The organism is Desulfovibrio sp. JC022, from assembly GCF_010470665.1.
Lineage (GTDB): Bacteria > Desulfobacterota > Desulfovibrionia > Desulfovibrionales > Desulfovibrionaceae > Maridesulfovibrio.
This window is the reverse complement of sequence record NZ_VOPZ01000001.1, coordinates 110,971-129,148: the sequence shown is the minus strand read 5'-3', so window position 1 is coordinate 129,148 and position 18,178 is coordinate 110,971. Positions and strand designations below refer to the sequence as shown.

The window sequence follows — 18,178 nt, the reverse complement described above, 5'->3', positions numbered from 1 at the left end:
TGAGAGGATGGGGTCTGGGGAAGGGGAACTTTTCCCGAAAGTTCCTCTTCCCCAGCCGCCGGAGGCAGCTCCCTAGCTTGCCAAAAGTTGAGTTTTCTTTTCCTTGTCACCGGAAACAGAGCTATCTGCACTGGAGGCACTCAGTTTGGAGTAGTCACGGTAGGCCAGCGACTGTCCATTGGCGGGTGCGCTGCTCAGAGAACCGCTTTTAGCTTCTGCTACAGCCTTGGTTCCGGTGAGAAAATTCTTTGCGGTATTAAAATACTTTTTACCTTCCTTGTAAGTTCCTGCCACCCATGTCTTGGCGGTGCTGTACTTTTTCTTAGCCCAGTTGGAGGCGGTAAGAGCGGTATTGCCGACCCACTTGGCGGCGGTGCTGACCTTTCCGGCCAGCCAGTTGGCCGCTCCTCCGATTGATTCCGCCGTTAACTTCACAGTTCCGTTTTTAATCCCCTTGAACCAGTTTGACGCAGTGGACACAGTACTCTTCACAAAAGAAGCTGCTTCATTGTACTTCTTGGTCACAAAAGCGGCCGCGGTCTTGTAGCTCTTGGTTACGAAACTCTTTACCTGTGCTGCTTTTTTCTTAATCCATGAAAAAAATCCCATAATTCACTCCTTTTACGTTGTGGTAGTTGCATCCAACTTGCCTCTGCCTTTAGCTTTCTTAAGGCATCAACCGTGCCACATCAGTTAACAACTTGAATTAATTGGCTTCAGCTTAATTTTGCATTGATTTTGTCACTCGATATTTCATAAACCTATTTGATTTAATCATCCGGTTACGATATTTCGGTAGTACTTGTTGAAAAACTCCCCGCATATGAAACCACCCACAGGACAAACAAATGCCCTATGTTAGCTTTCTTAAAGAACTGGCCGAAGAACTTTCCATCAGCGAATTGCAGAAAAGATTCCTGCAACTGATCCTCAATCTGCAAAACGTGGAGCGTGGTTCCATATGGATTAAAAAAGGCGACCGCATTCAGTGCATCGAAGCGGAAGGGGTGGAAAGCCAGAATGTGATCGGCATGACCATGAGTACCAAAGATACAAGCATAGTCGGCTGGGTGCTTGAAAACAGGGAGATGACCATTGCTGAAGGTGGTGTAGACCAACGCCATTACACCGGGGTGGAAGAAAATTTCAAACTCAAAAGCAAACTGATCCTTTGCTTTCCCCTTTTCCTGACCAACGGAGAAATTTACGGGGCTTTGCAGGTCATCGATACCAGTTCCGGCGGACGGAGACTCAATCTCCAACCCGAGAATATGAAAATCCTGCAAGATATGATCGACATCGGGTCCATCGCCCTGTCCAATGCCCTGATCCAGCACAAGCGGCTGAAACAGGTCAAAGAACTTACCCGGACAATTGACTCAATGTACTCGGGTCGATTCATCATCGGGGTCAGCCAATCCTTTAATGAAGTAATGGAGCTGGTAGACAGCTACGCGGTCACTGACTATCCCATTCTTATTTACGGGGAATCCGGCACAGGTAAGGAGCTCATTGCCAAAGAAATCCACCGCCGCAGCCACCGAAGGGACATGCCGCTCATGGTCCAGAATTGTAGTGCCATTCCGGGCCAGCTACTGGAATCAGAGCTTTTCGGTTACGTGAAAGGGGCATTTACCGGAGCCTCACAGAATAAAGCCGGACTTTTTGAGGCAGCGGACGGCGGCACAGTATTTCTGGATGAATTGGGGGAGATGGAATACGGACTGCAAGCCAAAATGCTGCGAGCACTGGAAGAGAATGAGATAAAACCGCTTGGTTCGCCACAGTCGCGCAAAGTCAATATGCGCATCATTTCTGCCACCAACAAAAACCTTGAAAAAGCCATTGCAGACAGTGAATTCCGGCAGGACCTTTTTTACAGATTGAATGTTCTGCCCCTGCATCTACCGCCACTTCGCGAACGCAAAGAAGACATTCCTTTTCTAGCCGAACATTTCATCAATCGCGAAGCTAAATTCATGAACTGTGAACGCAAAAAGATCAGTCCCGAAGCCATGAAGCTGATCCGCGCCTACCGCTGGCCCGGTAATATTAGGGAACTGGAAAATTTTATCCGCCAGCTCATGGTGCTCTGCCATGATGATGTTGTGGAAGCAAAACATCTACCCGGCTACATTCAGGAAAACCAGTGGTGGTGTGAGGCTCCCTTTGAACATGTGCACGACAATTACACACCTTTCCGGGAAGACGGCTGTGCTGTCTCCAGTCTTGAAATGGAAGGATTGACATGGAATGAGGTGGAAGGGGCTTACGCCAAATTTGTACTGGAAAAATGTGAAGGAAACATTTCACGAGCGGCGAAAGTGGCAAACCTGAACCGCTCCACCTTTGATTCGCGACTCTCCAAGCTTGGGGTAAAAAAAATACCCAACTGATCAGGATAAATCTTTCAAAGCCTGTTCCAACATTTGATGTGCTGTTTCCAGCACATCTGTTATTTCCTGACGGGTTGCGTTTTCAAGATGAATTCCGCAGACCACTGAAACAGTGCAATTGAACGTGCTAGCCAATTCATAGGAAAATTTACGGGCCAGCTCATCTTCTTTATGTCCGCAAACAGTCAACAGGGAAACAGAAGCATCAATCTTTTCCCTGTTCCGTAATCCGGCATGGGGTACGGCCAAAGCCACGGCTCCGATATGCGGATCATCTCCGCCGTAAAGACTTACGTTCAAATCTTTGCCCATATGTTCAATGGTCATTACTAATGTGAAACGGGGTGCTGTTTTTTCAATACGGATCATGAAACAATCCTTTCTATAAATTCTTAAAACAACAAAAGAATATACGGCACTCCCCATCCATGCAAATATTCTTTTTCACTATCGATAACCCCCTTTCATTTTTGAACAGGTTGCTAAATTTTCCTGCGGGAGGTAACTTGGATTTGATAATAAATTCACGCTGAATTCAATTTCCAAGGAGATAATAAATGAAAATTGCCGTAATCGGAGCCGGAGCTTGGGGCACTACCCTTGCAAACACACTTGCTAAAAATGGACACGATACACACCTCTGGGTCCGCGAAAAAGAACTTTGCGAAGAAATAACTAAAACCGGATACAACTCAGTATTTCTGCCTGATTTCAAACTTTCTGCGGACCTGAAATGCAGCAGCGATGCAGAGCAGGTTATGCAGGATGCAGACTACTACCTTCTTGTTGTTCCCAGTCAGTTCCTCCGCAGTGCTCTGACTGACATGAAACGGTTCTTCCCGGAAAACCCGGCTGTCATCTGCGCCAGCAAAGGAATTGAACTGAACACCGGTGCACCTATGTCAGAGGTGGTCCACGAAAGTCTGGAAGGACTGAATCCCAGATTCGCCCATCTTTCCGGCCCTACCTTTGCCTATGAACTAAGTGCCGAACTTCCGACTTCCATCGTGCTCGGCTGTGAAAATGAAAAACTGGCCGCTGAAGTACAGGATATTTTCTCAACCCCGTATTTGCGGATCTACACCAACCCCGATTACCGGGGAGTTGAACTGGGCGGTGCCATAAAAAACATCATGGCTATTGCCGCAGGTATGGCCGACGGCCTGAAATTCGGGCATAACACTCGGGCAGCCCTGATCACGAGGGGTATTGCCGAAATGAGCAGACTAGGTGAAGCCATGGGTGCGCAAACCTCCACTTTCATGGGCCTTTCCGGCATGGGAGATCTAGTGTTGACCTGCACCGGAGACCTTTCCCGCAACAGGCAGGTCGGCCTCAAACTCGGACAAGGGCTGAAACTGGATGAAATCCTGAAAATGCGTATGGTGGCTGAAGGAGTTAAAACAACCGAATCGGTTCACTTTCTGGCCCGAAAACTGGGCGTAGAACTGCCCATAACAGAACAGGTCTACAAAATTCTATATGAAGACAAAGATCCTGCAACAGCGGTACGCGACCTGATGACCCGCGACCTTAAAGCAGAATAATTTTTAAAGGAGTCCTGAATGAAGAAAATTCTATTGCTGACAGCGGCCCTGCTGTTACTCGGGGGATGCGGATCGTGGCACAACCCGAACATTGCCGACCCGGCCAAGGAAAAAGAAATTTTCAAGCGCGACCGGGAATTCTGTGAAAAACAGAACCAGCAAAATGTTCCGGTAGGTGCGCAGACCGACGGGGCACCGCCGGAACCCACCACTTATGAAGCCGAGTTTTCCGAAAACTACGCCTACACAACAACATTTGAAAAATGCATGAAAAGGCGCGGCTGGGTTAAAAAATAAAAAACAGAACTCCCCTTCGTTTAACACAACGGAGGGGAGTTTTTTCTTCCGCAAGATTTCAGAACGTGTTAAAAATTATCCATGTTTCGAAAAAACACATTCCTTCTCTTAAGCAGCACCATTATTGTGTTTGCTCTATGCATGATCAACCTGAGTTCAGCGGCAACAGCTGATGCCCAGCCTTTAGTGGTTTCCGGGCAGATGCACTGGAAACCTTTCCTTATGAAGAACAAGACAGGCCGAGTATACGGCCTGATGTACGAAATTCTTGAAAAGGCTGCCCATGCCAACGGCTACTCCCTGCAATACCGGGATATGCCTTGGAAGCGGGCGGTAATGTCTCTGGAGAAAGGAAAAATTGATATCATATGCGGGATATTCTGGAACAAGAATAGAGCGGAGAAGTTCCTCTTTTCTCCCCCGATACTACGCAATGAACTGCGCATTTTTACCGGTACGCCTTTTAAACTTGAAAAACTCATAGATCTGCAAGGGAAAAGAGGGGATAAAATCAGAGGTGGCAGTTACGGCGAGTATTTTGACACCTTTGCAAAATCTGGAAAAGCAAAATTTAAAGAAGTGACCGATGATCAAACAGCCATAAACAGGCTTGTCAGGGGATATTCCGATTTTTTCATAGGCACATATATCGATACGGTAATTAAAATTTCAGAACAGGGCCTCACTGATAAAATTACCTCTCTGCCCTATATAATCGACACGGTAAACGTATACTTCGCATACCCCAGAAGATCAAAAAAATCAAATCATTACAAAAAGATAAACCAGACAATTGAACAGATGCTTACTAACGGTACAATTGCAGAAACAATCAATTCATATTTCCTAAAAACCGACATCGACCCCGCAAAAGTAATATTCAAACCATATGAATTACGCGGGCATTAGGCAGACATCCGCTTAGCCCTGTACTTTTCAATCAAGGCAATGGCCCGCCCGGTAAGTTCGTTAAATTCTGGTTTGGTTATCTGATCATCCGCTTTGACAGCCTCGCCTTTGTGGTAAAGCCCTTTAGTAATCAGGGATGAAAAGAGAATAACCGGCAGACAGGAAAGATCTGCATGATCCTTAACGTGCTTGGTCAGGGTGTAGCCGTCCATCTGGGGCATCTCAATATCAGAAACAACAATATCAATCACATCGTTGATTGAACCGCCACTTTCCTTGGCTTCGGCATTCATTTCCTGTAATGCCTCCCAAGCTTCCTGCCCGTTGGTATAAAGCTTGACCTCAAAATTAGAAGACTCAAAATTCCTATTAAGTAATGCCCGCACGGAAACGGAATCATCCACCAGCACAGCTGTCATCTTTTCCGGGGCAGTATAAACCTGACCATCGCTTCGCTCTGCCATTTCCGGGTCAAGCTCACCCAGAATGCGTTCAAGGTCGATCATGAGAATAAAGCGGTCTTCAAGATGAACAGTACCGGTGATACAGTTAGTGTCCATGTCCGCAATATATTTATTGGGAGTTTTCAAATCCCCCCAGCCGATGCGGTGAATCTGGGTCACTCCGGTAACCAAGAATCCGGTAATGACATTGTTCATTTCGGTAACCACGATGAGTTCGAATTCCGACTCCTTACGCTCAATGCCGAGCCAGACAGCCAGATCAATTACCGGCAGGATTATATCACGCAGAGACATGGTGCCCAGATAGCTGGGATGAGGTGCGCCTTCAGCTGCTTCCAGCCCGTCAGGAGCCTCAACTACTTCAAGCACCTTTGCCACGTTTATACCGAAATAGTCACGGTCTTCATTTCCTCCGTCAACTTCATCGATAAAAAATTCAATAATTTCGAACTCGTTAGTCCCGGCATCCAATAGTATTTCATTATCCAGCATATGGTGGCTCCCTCAAAATCAATCTCTAATTCCGCCCTACTCCACACAGGCTTAATTCTAGATACCTGTTCCGACCATTTCAAGGTATTACCCTTTTTTTCAAAATAAATACACCCATTCTTGTACTTCTGGAAAACTGCTCCAGTTAATGTGCCTTGTTATTGCTAGGCAACATGTATTGATATACAACTGATCCAAATTATCCAGTACGCAACTCAAGGGGTATTTATGTTAAAAAAATCCGGTCTTGTAAAACTTTTTTGTCTCTGTATGTTCATATTCCTCAGCGGCTGTGCCAGCCATGAGACAAAGCCAGCCGTCCCCATAACAGTATTCAACCCGACCCCCGGAACATTTAATGTTCAGGTTGTACTTTTCGAACTCAAGGGAAACGGACTGCCGCGAAAAGTTGAGGCCGGAGTCGTTCCCATGGAACAAAATATCATCAAATCCATTGAAGGAATCGGCTACAGCTATGCTCCTGACGGTAATGCAAACTACATAATAGAAGCCCGTATAGGCTCTATTTCGCCAAAACTTGCAGCTACCGGAGAATCCCAACGGGTGGGCTTTGCCTATGATGGTTTCTACGGAGATCCCTTTTTCGCAGAATACCCGGTACTGATCAATGAATGGACCCCGGAAATCCAGCGCATAAGAAGCGGGCCAAACAGTTGCTTCATCACCATGCAGATTCTGGTCAAGGAATCAAAAGCCGGACGCGACTCAGTCGTTTACCACGGAACACCCCGCCCCATGGAAGTGCCCTATGAACTGGGCTGCCCATTTTCAAAATGCGGGCAGAGAGTGAACCAAGCCCTGACCAGCTACCTGCTGGATCTTTTTTCCAGATCTGCCCGCAGATAAGCACACATACAAACTTGCAAGAATCTAAACAGATCAATATACTCGCTCCTCTTTAAAAGGAAAGTGGACCCCATGCGGGGGGATAAGGAATCTGCGCCGTTGCCGGATATTTCCGGCCTGCTGCCGCATTTCCAGACAGGAAAGAATTAAAATTCAATGCGTTGAATTAAGAAATAAGGGAAGGTAAGGAGTGGAGATTAATCGCCCATGGCTGGATCATTATGATTCGGATGTAGTAAAGAGTATTGATTTTGTATATCGCCCGTTATTTGAATATCTGGACCTGACAGCTGAGAAATGGCCAAAACGCAAGGCCATTGAATTCCAGAACTGGTCAATCACCTACGGCAAGCTGCAACAGCAGGTCGAAATCATGGCCGCCAACCTGCGCAAGCTGGGCATTGAGCCGGGTGATCGGGTCGCTATCATGTTACCCAACACCCCGCAGATGATCATGACCTACTTTGCCATCCTCAAGGCCGGGGCTATCGTAACCCTGACCAACCCGCTTTACATGGAAACTGAGATCGTCCACCAGCTCAGTGATTCCGGGGCCAAAATGCTGATCACCATCGACCTGCTCTGGTCCAAGGTGGAAAAGCTTCGCGACAAACTCCCGGTACGTAAATATCTGGTCACCAAGATTTCCGACACTCTTAAATTTCCCCTGAACATGCTTTACAAGGTAAAATGCATGCGGGAAAAAAGTTCTCCCAAAGTACCCTACAACGATTCTTCAATCCTCAAGTGGGATATCCTGCTGGCGGGCAAGGAACGTTACAGCGCACCGAACATCAGGCCGGAAGATACCGCCCTGCTGCAATACACCGGAGGAACCACCGGGCTGTCCAAGGGCTGCAACCTGACTCACGCCAACCTCGGCGCAAACGTGCAGCAAGCCCACGCCATGCTCAGTCAGTTAGGAGACGAAAGAGAAATCGTGATGGGCATTCTGCCCTATTTCCACATCTACGGACTGACTGTCTGTCTCAACTTCCCCGTCCTGCTGGGTGCGACCATGGTCCCATTTCCACGCTACGTGCCCCTTGATGTACTCAAAACCATGCACAAGCTGAAACCGACTATTTTCCCCGGAGCCCCGGCCCTGTATATTTCCCTACTCCAACAAAAGGAACTGGATAAATATGATGTGGCCTCGGTTAAATACTGTCTGTCCGGTTCCTCGCCCATGCCGGTAGAAGGAATTAAGCAATTCAAAGACGTTTTCGGGGCAACCATTGTAGAAGGGTTCGGCCTCACCGAAGCCTCACCTTTGACCCATCTCAACCCCCTTAATGGAACCAAGAAACCAGGTTCAATCGGAATGCCTGTTCCCTCCACTGACGCCGCCATCGTGGACATGGAAGTTGGCAGTGTGCAGCTTCCCCCCGGAAAGATGGGCGAACTGGTCATCCGCGGACCGCAGGTCATGAAAGGCTACTACAACAAGCCCGACGAAACCGCCGGGACCCTGCGCAACGGTTGGCTCTACACCGGAGACATCGCCTATATGGATGAGGACGGGTACTTCTACATAGTAGACCGCAAAAAAGACATGATCATTTCCAGCGGCTACAATATCTACCCACGTGAGGTGGATGAAGTCCTTTACAAACATCCCAAAATTCAGGAAGCCGTCACAGTCGGCCTGCCCCACAAGACCCGTGGCGAGATCATCAAGGTCTATATCGTGCTCAAGGAAGGCGAAAGCATGGACCGCGCCGAAATCATAGCCTACTGCCGCGAAAAGCTGGCTGGCTACAAAGTCCCCCGGCAGGTGGAATTCCGCAGCGACCTGCCCAAAACCATGGTCGGTAAAGTTCTTCGCCGTGCCCTGCGTGAAGAAGAAGCCAAAAAAAAGAAAAGTAAATAATTTATTTCAAACTATACCAGCAACTAAGGCCTGTCCGTAATTACTACGGACAGGCCTTTTTGATTTAGACGTTTGACAGCTACTGTTTTCCAGCGCATCATTACTAACAATTACAGACAATTATACCAACACAGACACAATTCAGCCCATCATTTTGCGAGGAATGTCATGCAGAAAAATCTCCAGACCGTGACGATACAAACCGGAATTCCGGGAACAATCACCCTGCTGCAAAAAGGAGTCACCATTCATGCAACTTCGGGTATGAGCATTCGCGACTTCATGGTTGAAGAGATCGGGCTCAGTCCTGATTATGCAGAAACACGGGTACGGGCAATTTTTGTGAACGGTTCCCCCGTGGATGATATTGACGGGGTCAAAATCAAGGATGGTGATGAAGTATCCCTTTCCGGTGCCCTGCCCGGAATCAGCGGTATTGCCATGTGCCGTGACACCCCTATCAGCGGCTTTCGCAGCGACATCAGTGCCAAAACATCTGAAGCTGTCCGTTCCGGTGACGCAATAATCTACTTGAAACTTTTCAATCTCATAGCGAAGGAAGCCGGACCGATCCTGTTGAAAAAGGGCGTAATTGCACAGGCCGAAGATGTACGAAATTTCCTAAAAGACAGTGCACCGGAAGGGCTGCCTGCGGAAGATGGGCCGATTTTGCTGAAAATATAACCTCATATCTTCAAGCAGCTATATTAAGCCAATAAGTTTACTAAAAAAGGGTTAGTCTCGCGTGAGACTAACCCTTTTATTTAATTCAATTTAAAACTAAATCCAATTAGCTGACACTACTCCAACCCAAGCATTTCTTTCATAGCATCCTTCATACCTGTGGTATCAATACCAAGCTCATTGCGCAGCTCAAGCTGGGTACCGTGCTCAATGAACTCATCGGGGATGCCGAGACGCTTGATCTCATGCCCGTCAATGGCATTATTGTCCACCAACAGCTCAACCACTGCGGAGCTAAATCCGCCAGCCTTGGCATTTTCTTCCACAATAAGGATTTTCTTGAACCGTCCGGCCAATTCCAGAATTTCTTTTTCCGGAAGCGGCTTGATGAACCGGGCGTTGAATACAGCAACAGCCTTCCCGTGCTCCTCATCAATTTCTTCCACCGCTTCTACGGCAGGCCAGACCCTTGAACCGACAGTGATGATAACCCCGTCAAATCCGTCACGCAGAAGCTCACCTTCACCGATTTCAAGGGTGCTGGGTGTCTCTTCAAGAATCGCCCCGATACCCACGCCGCGCGGATAGCGCACCGCAGCAGGACCATCAAAATCAATGGCAGTCCTGACCATGCGTGAAAGCTCGGCCTCATCTTTCGGTGCCATGAAGATCAGGTTGGGGATATGACGCATGAAGGACATATCAAATACACCGTGATGGGTAGCCCCGTCAGCACCGACAAGTCCACCGCGATCAAGGAAAAAATTTACATTCAGGTTCTGCAAACAGACATCATGCACCACCTGATCATAAGACCGCTGCATGAAGGTGGAATAAACAGCCACCGCAGGCTTGTAGCCCAAGGTAGCAAGCCCGGCGGCAAAGGTTACCGCATGCTGCTCACAGATACCCACATCTACAAAACGATCCGGGAACTGCTCGCGAAAAGTGTCGGTTCCGGTCCCTTCCGGCATGGCGGCGGTGATGGCAACAATCTTGTCATCCTTTTCCGCCAGCTTACAGAGAGTCTTACCAAAAACTTCAGTATAGGAAGGCAGACCGCCCTTGAATTTCTTGGCACGGCCTGTTTCCGGCTCAAAGCTGCCCACACCGTGAAAATAGGTGGGATTGTCTTCAGCCGGGGCATAACCCTTACCTTTCTTGGTCAGCACATGAACCAGCACGGGCCCGTCCATCTTCTTGACCTGCTCCAAAACATCGACCAGCTCGTTCAGATTATGTCCATCAATAGGTCCGAGGTAGGTAAAATCAAGAGACTCGAAAAGCATACCCGGAGTGAAGAAACTCTTAAAGGAATCTTCACCGCGCTTGGCGTACATGGCCAGATCATCACCGATTTTGGGAACCTGTTTGAGGATGGATTCAAAATCCTTCTTGAAACGGTTCATAACCGGATGGGAAAGCTTACGGCTCAGGAAAGCGGAAAGCGCACCCACATTGGTGGAGATGGACATCTCGTTATCGTTGAGAATAACCACCATCTTGCGCTTCATACCCCCGGCCTGATTGAGGCCTTCAAAGGCCTGTCCGGCGGTCATGGAGCCGTCACCGATAACTGCAACACAGTTACGGTTATCGCCTTCAAGGTCACTGGCTACAGCCATACCGAGAGCGGCAGAAATGGAAGTACTTGAATGGCCCACGCCGAAATGATCATACTTATTTTCCGCCATACGCGGAAAACCGCTGATGCCGTCCTTCTGGCGCAGAGTATGAAATTCCTTGTAACGTCCGGTCAGAATTTTATGGGCATAAGCCTGATGGCCCACATCCCAGACCAGACGGTCATAATCAAGGTTAAAACACTTGAACAGAGCCAAAGTCAGTTCAATTACTCCGAGGGAAGGTGCAAGATGCCCGCCGCCCACGGAAACAGTATTTATTATACACTGACGCAGTTCTTCTGCCAGCTGAGTAAGTTCCTCATCGCTTAGCTCCTGAACCTGCGCAGGATTATTTATTTTCTGTAGAAGCTCGTATTTTCCGCATCCACAGGAAGTATCATTTTTACTCATATTCCCCAGAACCTCACCACTGGTTTCTTAGCACTATGACAATTAAGCGGCATCACAACTGGTTCCCCACTTCCCTCGAATCCAACTGCCGGCGCACACCACTTAACACTGTTAACTTTGCAACGTATAAAAAATTTAATTCATTACGGGTTCTAATTTATCCTAGTAAACCCGGTCCACTATATAGCGAGCCAGTTCTGCGAGGAACTCGGCTTCTTCACCTGAATATGGGGAAAGCAATTCAACAGCCTCGTCAACGTATTTACGGGCAAGTTCCTTACTCTCTTCAAGTCCGATCAGACTGGGGTAGGTGGACTTACCCTGCTCAATGTCACTGCCTACGGGTTTACCGAGAGTAGCTTCATCGCCGACCACGTCCAGAACATCGTCCACGATCTGGAATGCCACGCCGATAAGTCTTCCGTACTCTTCCGCTCTTCGAACATCATCTTCAGACGCATCTGCACCTTTAGCCAGAATTGCGCCTGATTTACAAGCAGAAAGAATAAGTGCCCCGGTTTTCATGGAATGCATGATTTTGAGTTCATCAAGGGTCACGCCTTCGCGTCCGGTGTAGCTCATATCCACGACCTGACCGCCGACCATGCCCGCACTGCCTGCGGATTTTGCCATCAGAGCGATGGCCTCAACCACGTGCTGTGCAGGAGCGTCAGCCTTAGCCATGAAACCGAAAGCTTCAGTGAGCAACCCGTCTCCGGCGAGAATGGCGGTAGCTTCATCAAACTGTTTATGGTTTGAAGGCTTACCGCGACGCAGATCGTCATCGTCCATAGCCGGGAGATCGTCATGGATAAGCGAATAGGTATGAATCATCTCAAGGCTGGCAGCAAAAGGCATTACCGCCTCTTTTTTTGCGCCCAGCATCTTGGCCCAGACCAGCACCAGAACCGGGCGCAGACGTTTGCCTCCGGCCAGCAGGCTATAGTCCATGGATTCCAGAAGATTTTCAGGAATTCCCATATCTTTAAGACATTCACCCAGATATTTTTCAACTTCCGCAGCATGTACCGCGAGTTTTTCTTTAACTGTCATCCGCTGTATCCTCTTCTGTATCAACGTCGAAGTCATCCACTTCGCCGTCAGTGACTATTTTCACTTCATTACGGGCTTTTTCCAGCTGCGAAGCACATTCCTTTGAAAGGGACTGGCCTTCTTTAAAAAGGGCCACACCTTCCTCAAGGGGCAGGTCGCCCTTTTCAAGGGCGGACACTATCGCCTTCAAGCGGTCCAAGCGGTCTTCAAATGTTTTATTATCTTTTTTCAATTTTAAAAATCTTATTTTATTCCGAGCAATTGGTCGGTTGTTTTATGCATTACATAATTGGGGTCCACCAGTTTTCCCTGCACTGATAGGCTCATGTGCAGGTGCGGGCCGGTTACCCTTCCGGTAGAACCTATGCCGCCGATAAGCTGGCCCCGTTCCACCATTTCGCCTTCCTTAACATCTATCCTTGAAAGATGGAAATACATAGTCACCACTCCGCTGCCGTGGTCAATGTAAACGGAGTTTCCAGCGTAGTAATGTTTGCCGACCAGCACGACTTTACCGTCCGCCATGGCTTTGATGGCATTTCCTTTGGCACCCCGGAAATCGAGACCGCGGTGCGGATTCTTAGGCTTACCGTTCAAAATACGCTGCGCACCGTAAGGGCTGGACTGAGATCCCTTGGTAGGACGGGTAAACGGAACAAACCACTTACGGTCATGACTCATGGCAGCCTTGGCTGCCGCCACCTCTTTACGGTCCTGCGCAATTTTGTCGTAAACTTCCTGCGGTGGGGTGACCATTTTCTTGGGCAGGGTCAACCGCTGAATTTTATACTTCTTTTTACGAACCTTAACCGTTCTTCCAAAAGTACGTTCCTTTCCTTCGGATACGGTTTTTATGACCAGCTTGTCCCGGCCTATTTTGTCAGAAAGCACATCAGTGCCGAACATTGCCAGCGCAACAGAACGCCCTTTCCAAGTACGGATTTCAGGCTCCACGCTTTTGCCCTTCCACTTGATGGAAACGGACTCCAGCGGTTTATCCGAAGTCACCCGGACCAGAAACGGCTCACCGAGACCTACGTTCTTAGGGTAGGCCAGAAAGACTGAAGCCAGCGCAGTGGAAGCACAGAGCAAAAGCAGAAACAGAGTAAGAAAAGCAATGCGAAATTGTTTGTATCTGTTCATTTTGTATAAATCTCCACAAATTATTCAGATGTAACCCTTGCCCGGACCTCACCGGATTTTACCCGCACCCGGATGGCATCGCCGTCTGCAACTTCATCAGGGCTGCGCAGAAATGTACCGTTCTTTTCCACGGTCACGAGGGAATAGCCACGCTCCAACAGACTTTCCGGGTCCAGCATGCGCAATGAGGTGGACGAATTTTCAAATTCAGCCAATTTATCTTTCAAAAAAATATCCGCAGCACGGGATAACCTGTTTTGCAATCCAGAAAGGTCATATTCCATGCGTTCAATCCGCTCTTCGCCAAAGACAAAGGCCAAACGATGTGACAAAGCTTCAACCTTATCAGACTTTGCATTCACAAATTTATCCGCAGCTCGATTCAGTCGCCCCCCTTCCTCATCAAAAGAAGTCAGCAACCGTTCGATACGTTGTGCGGGAGAAAGCCAACTCAATCCCTTTTGCAGGGTTTCAAGCCGTGACTCACGCACATTCAAAAAAATTTCAAAACTGCGATTAAGCGAACCGTCCAGTTCGTCCACAGTCTGCATCAGAGTCTCGCGCCGTGGCCAAAGCTCCTGCGCCGCATGGCTGGGGGTCGCCACCCGCTTATCAGCCACGTAATCGGCAATGGACACATCAACTTCATGCCCTACCCCGCAGACCACCGGGACAGTAGCCCGGAAAAGAGCATCCGCCACCTGCTCGGTGTTAAAGGCCCAGAGATCTTCCAGAGAACCGCCGCCGCGAATGAGCACAACAACTTCGGCCCAGCCGTCATCGTAAACAGTGTCCAGAGCCTGTGCAATCTGGCCCGGAGCAAGGTCGCCCTGCACCAGTGTGGGATAAATCCGAATCTCAGCCCCGGTGCCGCGTGCTTCAGCAATCTTCAGGAAATCACGTACAGCCGCACCGGTAGGTGCCGTAACCACCGCCACCCGTTTGGGTGAACGGGGAATTTCCATCTTGCGGTCTTCGTCAAAATATCCTTTCTCAGCCAGTTTGCGTTTCATGGCCTCGAAAGCAAGTTTTAAATCACCGACACCCTGCTCCTGCACCAGTTCAGCGACGAGCTGATACACTCCGCGCGGGGGATAAACATTCATATGTCCGGCAACGAGGATTTCCATGCCGTCCTCAAGTTCCAGCGACCCGCCGGATTCAATTTCCCCGGTCAGAGGATTAACGGACTCTTCTCCGTCACCGCTGCCTGTACGCTGGTTGCCTTTAAACCAGACCACGGAAAGCCCCGCGTCACCGTCAGTGAGCGTAAAATAAATATGCCCGGACGCAGGCCGGGCCAAGTTCGTAACCTGACCCCGCACCCAGATAAAAGGAAATTCCGTTTCCAGAACATCTTTCACAGCGCGGGTAATGTCAGTTACAGAAAATATTTTCATATATTATTTATGTGGTGGTGCTGCGTTGCAGCACCACCACATTATATTATTTGGATTCAAGTCCCCATGACTGCCAGATCTCGGCGCGCCATGCTTTGAAGGCTTCGGTAAAACCTTCGAGGGGCAGTTCAATTTTCTCACCGGTCTTGCGGTTCTTGGCTTCCACAATACCATTCTTAAGTCCTTTGCCGCCGATAACCAGCTGCATGGGGTAACCGATCAGGTCCGCGTCAGCAAATTTTACTCCCGGACGTTCCTTACGGTCATCGTAAGCGGCATCAATGCCCATTTCCATAAGCTCATTGTAAAGTTCTTCTGCTTTTTCATTAACAGCAGCGTCCTTACCGCCAAGGGAAATTACGCAAAGCTCAAAAGGAGAGATAGTCGGCGGGAAGATGGCACCGTTTTCATCGTTGTTCTGCTCAATGGCGGAAGCAACAATACGGGAAACACCGATGCCGTAGCAGCCCATAACCATAGGCTGGCTCTTGCCGTTTTCATCAAGAAAGACAGCTTCCATGGATTTGGAATACTTGGAACCGAGTTTGAAAACGTGCCCAACTTCAATCCCTTTGGTGAACTCGATAGCCGCTCCGCACTCGGGGCAGGGGTCAGCTTCGGTGATCACGCGCAGATCGGCGAACTGTTCGATCTTGCAGTCGCGACCAAGGGAAAGGTGCTTGATGTGGGTATCGCCCTTGTTTGCTCCGGCAATCCAGTCGGTGGCGGCAAGCAGTTCATGGTCGGCGAAGATACGTTCAACCTTGATTCCCACAGGTCCGGCAAAACCGACAGGTGCATCGGTCCATTCCTTGACCTGCTCCTCGGTTGCCATTTCAATTTCGTTACCGCCAACGAGGTTACGCAGCTTGACGTCATTGAGTTCACGATCACCGCGAACCAGAGCAGCAACAGGCTCTCCATCAACGGTGAAGAGCATAGTCTTGACCAGCTTATCCTGACCTACACCGAGAAATTCGCAAACTTCTTCAACAGTATGCTTGCCGGGAGTAGCAACTTCTTCGATAGCCGGACACTCAGCATTAAGCATGGATTCACCGGCAGGAGCAGCAACCTTTGCTTTTTCAAGGTTGGCAGCGTAGCCGCATTTTTCATCCTTGCAGACTGCGATGGTGTCTTCACCGGTATCGGCCAGCACATGAAATTCGTGTGAAAAATCACCGCCGATGGCACCGGAATCAGCCTGTACGGGACGGAAGTTCAGTCCGATACGGGTAAAAGCTTTTTTGTAAGCCTCGAACATGTTCGCATAAGATTCTTCTGCACCGGCTTCATCCTTATCAAAGGAATATGCATCTTTCATGATGAATTCACGGCCACGCATCAGGCCGAAGCGGGGGCGGATTTCATCGCGGAACTTGTTCTGAATCTGATACAGATTGAGAGGAAGCTGCTTGTAGGATTTTACTTCGCCGCGCACGAGGTCAGTAATAACTTCTTCGTGTGTAGGTCCGAGGCAGTAGTCGCGACCATGACGATCTTTCACGCGCAGGAGTTCCTTACCGTAGTAATCCCAGCGTCCGGTTTCCTGCCAGAGATCACCGGGCTGTACCATGGGCATGAGCACTTCCAGCGCGCCCGCACGGTTCATTTCTTCACGCACAATGGCGGCAACCTTGTTCACGGCTTTAAGACCCAGCGGCAGGTAGTTGTAGATACCGCTGGTCAGCTTGCGGATCATACCCGCACGCATGAGCAGTTTATGGGAAACCACTTCCGCTTCGGAAGGATCTTCTTTCAATGTGGGAATATAGTAACGGCTTAAACGCATTTATTGTCCTCTCTTTTCTTTCAGGAATAATTCTATTTCTTTCATAAATTCAGGTAGCAGATTCTCATCGCCCTTGACCTTGCGGATGACTTCGCCTTTACGGAAAATGATGCCCAGTCCGCGGCCCCCGGCAATACCGATGTCGGCCTCGCGAGCTTCTCCGGGACCGTTAACTACGCAGCCCATGACCGCAACAGTAAAGACATCTTCAACACCGCGCAGGTTCTCTTCAACCTTCTGGGCCAGATCAATCAGTTCAATTTCAGTACGTCCGCAGGTGGGGCAGGAAACAATCTCAGGTCCGCGCTCACGAAGTCCCAGTGAACGCAAAATTTCCCATGCAACGCCCACTTCCGCCACCGGATCATGGGTCAGGGAAACACGCATGGTGTCGCCCAGCCCTTCCCAGAACAGGATGCCCAGCCCCACGGCAGATTTAACCGCGCCGCGCACCAGTGTTCCCGCTTCAGTGATGCCCACGTGCTGCGGGTAATCCACTTTTTCGGAAAGAAGTTTGTAGGCGGCGATGGTGTTCAGCACAGAAGAAGACTTAAGAGAAATCTTGGTGTTGTAAAATCCCCGTTTCTCAAGCATGCCCACATGTTCCAGCGCACTTTCGACCATTGCTTCCGGGGTGGGACCGCCGTACTTGGCGAGCAGGGATTTATCCAGCGAACCGCCGTTTACCCCGATACGGATGGGGATGTTATTGGCCTTGGCAGCGGAAACAACAGCGTCCACGCGCTTTTCATTGCCAATGTTACCGGGGTTGATGCGCAGGGCGTCGATTCCGGCATCAATAGCGGCAAGGGCAAGGCGGTAATCAAAGTGGATGTCCGCCACCAGCGGGACCGGGGAGCCTTTACGGATCTGCGGCAGTGCTTTAGCAGCTTCTTCGTCAGGAACCGCAACACGCACGATTTCACATCCGGCCTCGGCCAGAGCATCGATCTGCGCCCGAGTGGAAAGGGCGTCGCGGGTGTCGGTATTACACATGGACTGGACCCTGATCGGGTTGTCTCCACCAATGCCGACATCCCCGATGAACAACTCACGGGTCTTTTTTCTATTGATCATTTTTCACCTGATTCATTCAGTTTGGCAGCTAATTCAAAAATAACGTGCGCGGTAGCATAATACATATTGCTCTGAGAGCCAAGGCTTGCCTCCGGCGGCCAAAGGAGAGGGGAAAACCCTTTTGCTAACGCCAAAAAGTGTTTTCCCC

The 18,178-nt window shown here is 49.3% G+C and carries 17 protein-coding genes; 7 read left to right on the top strand and 10 right to left on the bottom strand.

Annotated features, from left to right (window positions below; genetic code table 11):
• Positions 1 to 72: 72 nt before the first annotated feature.
• The gene (locus tag FMS18_RS00550; RefSeq protein WP_163291793.1) at positions 73 to 609 is read right to left on the bottom strand and encodes a hypothetical protein; all 537 of its coding nucleotides are present in this window, start codon (positions 607 to 609) and stop codon (positions 73 to 75) included.
• 239 nt (positions 610 to 848) lie between these two features.
• Here FMS18_RS00550 and FMS18_RS00545 point away from each other — a divergent pair, with 239 nt between their 5' ends.
• A complete protein-coding gene (locus FMS18_RS00545) occupies positions 849 to 2,396 on the top strand; it encodes a sigma 54-interacting transcriptional regulator (RefSeq protein WP_163291792.1) in 1,548 nt (515 codons plus the stop codon).
• Here FMS18_RS00545 and FMS18_RS00540 read toward each other — a convergent pair whose 3' ends face one another.
• On the bottom strand, positions 2,397 to 2,765 hold the full coding sequence (locus tag FMS18_RS00540; protein ID WP_163291791.1) for a hypothetical protein: 369 nt from the start codon (positions 2,763 to 2,765) through the stop codon (positions 2,397 to 2,399).
• Positions 2,766 to 2,953: 188 nt separating this feature from the next.
• Here FMS18_RS00540 and FMS18_RS00535 point away from each other — a divergent pair, with 188 nt between their 5' ends.
• The 3 genes from FMS18_RS00535 (at position 2,954) to FMS18_RS00525 (ending at position 5,149) form a co-directional block, all read left to right on the top strand.
• Positions 2,954 to 3,943, top strand: coding sequence for an NAD(P)H-dependent glycerol-3-phosphate dehydrogenase (locus tag FMS18_RS00535; protein ID WP_163291790.1), 990 nt, complete (start codon positions 2,954 to 2,956; stop codon positions 3,941 to 3,943).
• 18 nt (positions 3,944 to 3,961) lie between these two features.
• Positions 3,962 to 4,240, top strand: coding sequence for a hypothetical protein (locus FMS18_RS00530; RefSeq protein ID WP_163291789.1), 279 nt, complete (start codon positions 3,962 to 3,964; stop codon positions 4,238 to 4,240).
• Between the two features lie 126 nt (positions 4,241 to 4,366).
• Positions 4,367 to 5,149 (top strand): transporter substrate-binding domain-containing protein, encoded by a 783-nt coding sequence (locus tag FMS18_RS00525; RefSeq protein ID WP_163291788.1) that lies wholly within the window; start codon positions 4,367 to 4,369, stop codon positions 5,147 to 5,149.
• On the opposite strand, the gene FMS18_RS00520 is transcribed toward FMS18_RS00525, so the two are convergent.
• A complete protein-coding gene (locus FMS18_RS00520) occupies positions 5,146 to 6,105 on the bottom strand; it encodes a chemotaxis protein (protein WP_163291787.1) in 960 nt (319 codons plus the stop codon). The genes FMS18_RS00525 and FMS18_RS00520 overlap by 4 nt on opposite strands.
• Before the next feature lie 228 nt (positions 6,106 to 6,333).
• Here FMS18_RS00520 and FMS18_RS00515 point away from each other — a divergent pair, with 228 nt between their 5' ends.
• From FMS18_RS00515 to FMS18_RS00505, 3 genes are all read left to right on the top strand, one after another.
• The gene (locus FMS18_RS00515; RefSeq protein ID WP_203544474.1) at positions 6,334 to 6,972 is read left to right on the top strand and encodes a hypothetical protein; all 639 of its coding nucleotides are present in this window, start codon (positions 6,334 to 6,336) and stop codon (positions 6,970 to 6,972) included.
• Positions 6,973 to 7,162: 190 nt separating this feature from the next.
• A complete protein-coding gene (locus FMS18_RS00510; RefSeq protein ID WP_163291786.1) occupies positions 7,163 to 8,845 on the top strand; it encodes a long-chain fatty acid--CoA ligase in 1,683 nt (560 codons plus the stop codon).
• A gap of 168 nt (positions 8,846 to 9,013) precedes the next feature.
• Positions 9,014 to 9,529, top strand: coding sequence for a hypothetical protein (locus tag FMS18_RS00505; RefSeq protein WP_163291785.1), 516 nt, complete (start codon positions 9,014 to 9,016; stop codon positions 9,527 to 9,529).
• 116 nt (positions 9,530 to 9,645) lie between these two features.
• On the opposite strand, the gene dxs is transcribed toward FMS18_RS00505, so the two are convergent.
• From dxs to ispG, 7 genes are all read right to left on the bottom strand, one after another.
• Positions 9,646 to 11,565: a 1-deoxy-D-xylulose-5-phosphate synthase gene (gene dxs / locus FMS18_RS00500; RefSeq protein WP_163291784.1), complete on the bottom strand. Its 1,920-nt coding sequence runs from the start codon at positions 11,563 to 11,565 to the stop codon at positions 9,646 to 9,648.
• A 162-nt stretch (positions 11,566 to 11,727) separates the two neighbouring features.
• Positions 11,728 to 12,618 (bottom strand): polyprenyl synthetase family protein, encoded by an 891-nt coding sequence (locus FMS18_RS00495; RefSeq protein WP_163291783.1) that lies wholly within the window; start codon positions 12,616 to 12,618, stop codon positions 11,728 to 11,730.
• Positions 12,608 to 12,850 (bottom strand): exodeoxyribonuclease VII small subunit, encoded by a 243-nt coding sequence (locus FMS18_RS00490; protein ID WP_163291782.1) that lies wholly within the window; start codon positions 12,848 to 12,850, stop codon positions 12,608 to 12,610. Before FMS18_RS00490 ends, FMS18_RS00495 begins: the two co-directional genes overlap by 11 nt.
• 11 nt (positions 12,851 to 12,861) lie before the next feature.
• Positions 12,862 to 13,761: a M23 family metallopeptidase gene (locus tag FMS18_RS00485; protein WP_163291781.1), complete on the bottom strand. Its 900-nt coding sequence runs from the start codon at positions 13,759 to 13,761 to the stop codon at positions 12,862 to 12,864.
• Positions 13,762 to 13,781: 20 nt separating this feature from the next.
• Positions 13,782 to 15,161 carry an exodeoxyribonuclease VII large subunit gene (xseA, locus tag FMS18_RS00480; protein ID WP_163291780.1) on the bottom strand — a complete coding sequence of 460 codons (1,380 nt, stop codon included), beginning with the start codon at positions 15,159 to 15,161 and terminating at the stop codon, positions 13,782 to 13,784.
• A gap of 46 nt (positions 15,162 to 15,207) precedes the next feature.
• A complete protein-coding gene (locus FMS18_RS00475) occupies positions 15,208 to 16,953 on the bottom strand; it encodes a proline--tRNA ligase (protein ID WP_163291779.1) in 1,746 nt (581 codons plus the stop codon).
• Positions 16,954 to 18,030, bottom strand: coding sequence for a flavodoxin-dependent (E)-4-hydroxy-3-methylbut-2-enyl-diphosphate synthase (ispG, locus tag FMS18_RS00470; RefSeq protein ID WP_163291778.1), 1,077 nt, complete (start codon positions 18,028 to 18,030; stop codon positions 16,954 to 16,956).
• Positions 18,031 to 18,178: the final 148 nt, after the last annotated feature.

What these genes read in the sequence shown, in the direction of transcription:
- FMS18_RS00535 (WP_163291790.1), top strand. Translation starts at nt 2,954, where the DNA reads ATGAAAATTGCCGTAATCGGAGCCGGAGCTTGGGGCACTACCCTTGCA.
- FMS18_RS00530 (WP_163291789.1), top strand. Translation starts at nt 3,962, where the DNA reads ATGAAGAAAATTCTATTGCTGACAGCGGCCCTGCTGTTACTCGGGGGA.
- FMS18_RS00540 (WP_163291791.1), bottom strand. Translation starts at nt 2,765, where the DNA reads ATGATCCGTATTGAAAAAACAGCACCCCGTTTCACATTAGTAATGACC.
- FMS18_RS00545 (WP_163291792.1), top strand. Translation starts at nt 849, where the DNA reads ATGCCCTATGTTAGCTTTCTTAAAGAACTGGCCGAAGAACTTTCCATC.
- FMS18_RS00475 (WP_163291779.1), bottom strand. Translation starts at nt 16,953, where the DNA reads ATGCGTTTAAGCCGTTACTATATTCCCACATTGAAAGAAGATCCTTCC.
- FMS18_RS00485 (WP_163291781.1), bottom strand. Translation starts at nt 13,761, where the DNA reads ATGAACAGATACAAACAATTTCGCATTGCTTTTCTTACTCTGTTTCTG.
- FMS18_RS00520 (WP_163291787.1), bottom strand. Translation starts at nt 6,105, where the DNA reads ATGCTGGATAATGAAATACTATTGGATGCCGGGACTAACGAGTTCGAA.
- FMS18_RS00495 (WP_163291783.1), bottom strand. Translation starts at nt 12,618, where the DNA reads ATGACAGTTAAAGAAAAACTCGCGGTACATGCTGCGGAAGTTGAAAAA.
- dxs (WP_163291784.1), bottom strand. Translation starts at nt 11,565, where the DNA reads ATGAGTAAAAATGATACTTCCTGTGGATGCGGAAAATACGAGCTTCTA.
- FMS18_RS00550 (WP_163291793.1), bottom strand. Translation starts at nt 609, where the DNA reads ATGGGATTTTTTTCATGGATTAAGAAAAAAGCAGCACAGGTAAAGAGT.
- FMS18_RS00505 (WP_163291785.1), top strand. Translation starts at nt 9,014, where the DNA reads ATGCAGAAAAATCTCCAGACCGTGACGATACAAACCGGAATTCCGGGA.
- ispG (WP_163291778.1), bottom strand. Translation starts at nt 18,030, where the DNA reads ATGATCAATAGAAAAAAGACCCGTGAGTTGTTCATCGGGGATGTCGGC.
- FMS18_RS00515 (WP_203544474.1), top strand. Translation starts at nt 6,334, where the DNA reads ATGTTAAAAAAATCCGGTCTTGTAAAACTTTTTTGTCTCTGTATGTTC.
- xseA (WP_163291780.1), bottom strand. Translation starts at nt 15,161, where the DNA reads ATGAAAATATTTTCTGTAACTGACATTACCCGCGCTGTGAAAGATGTT.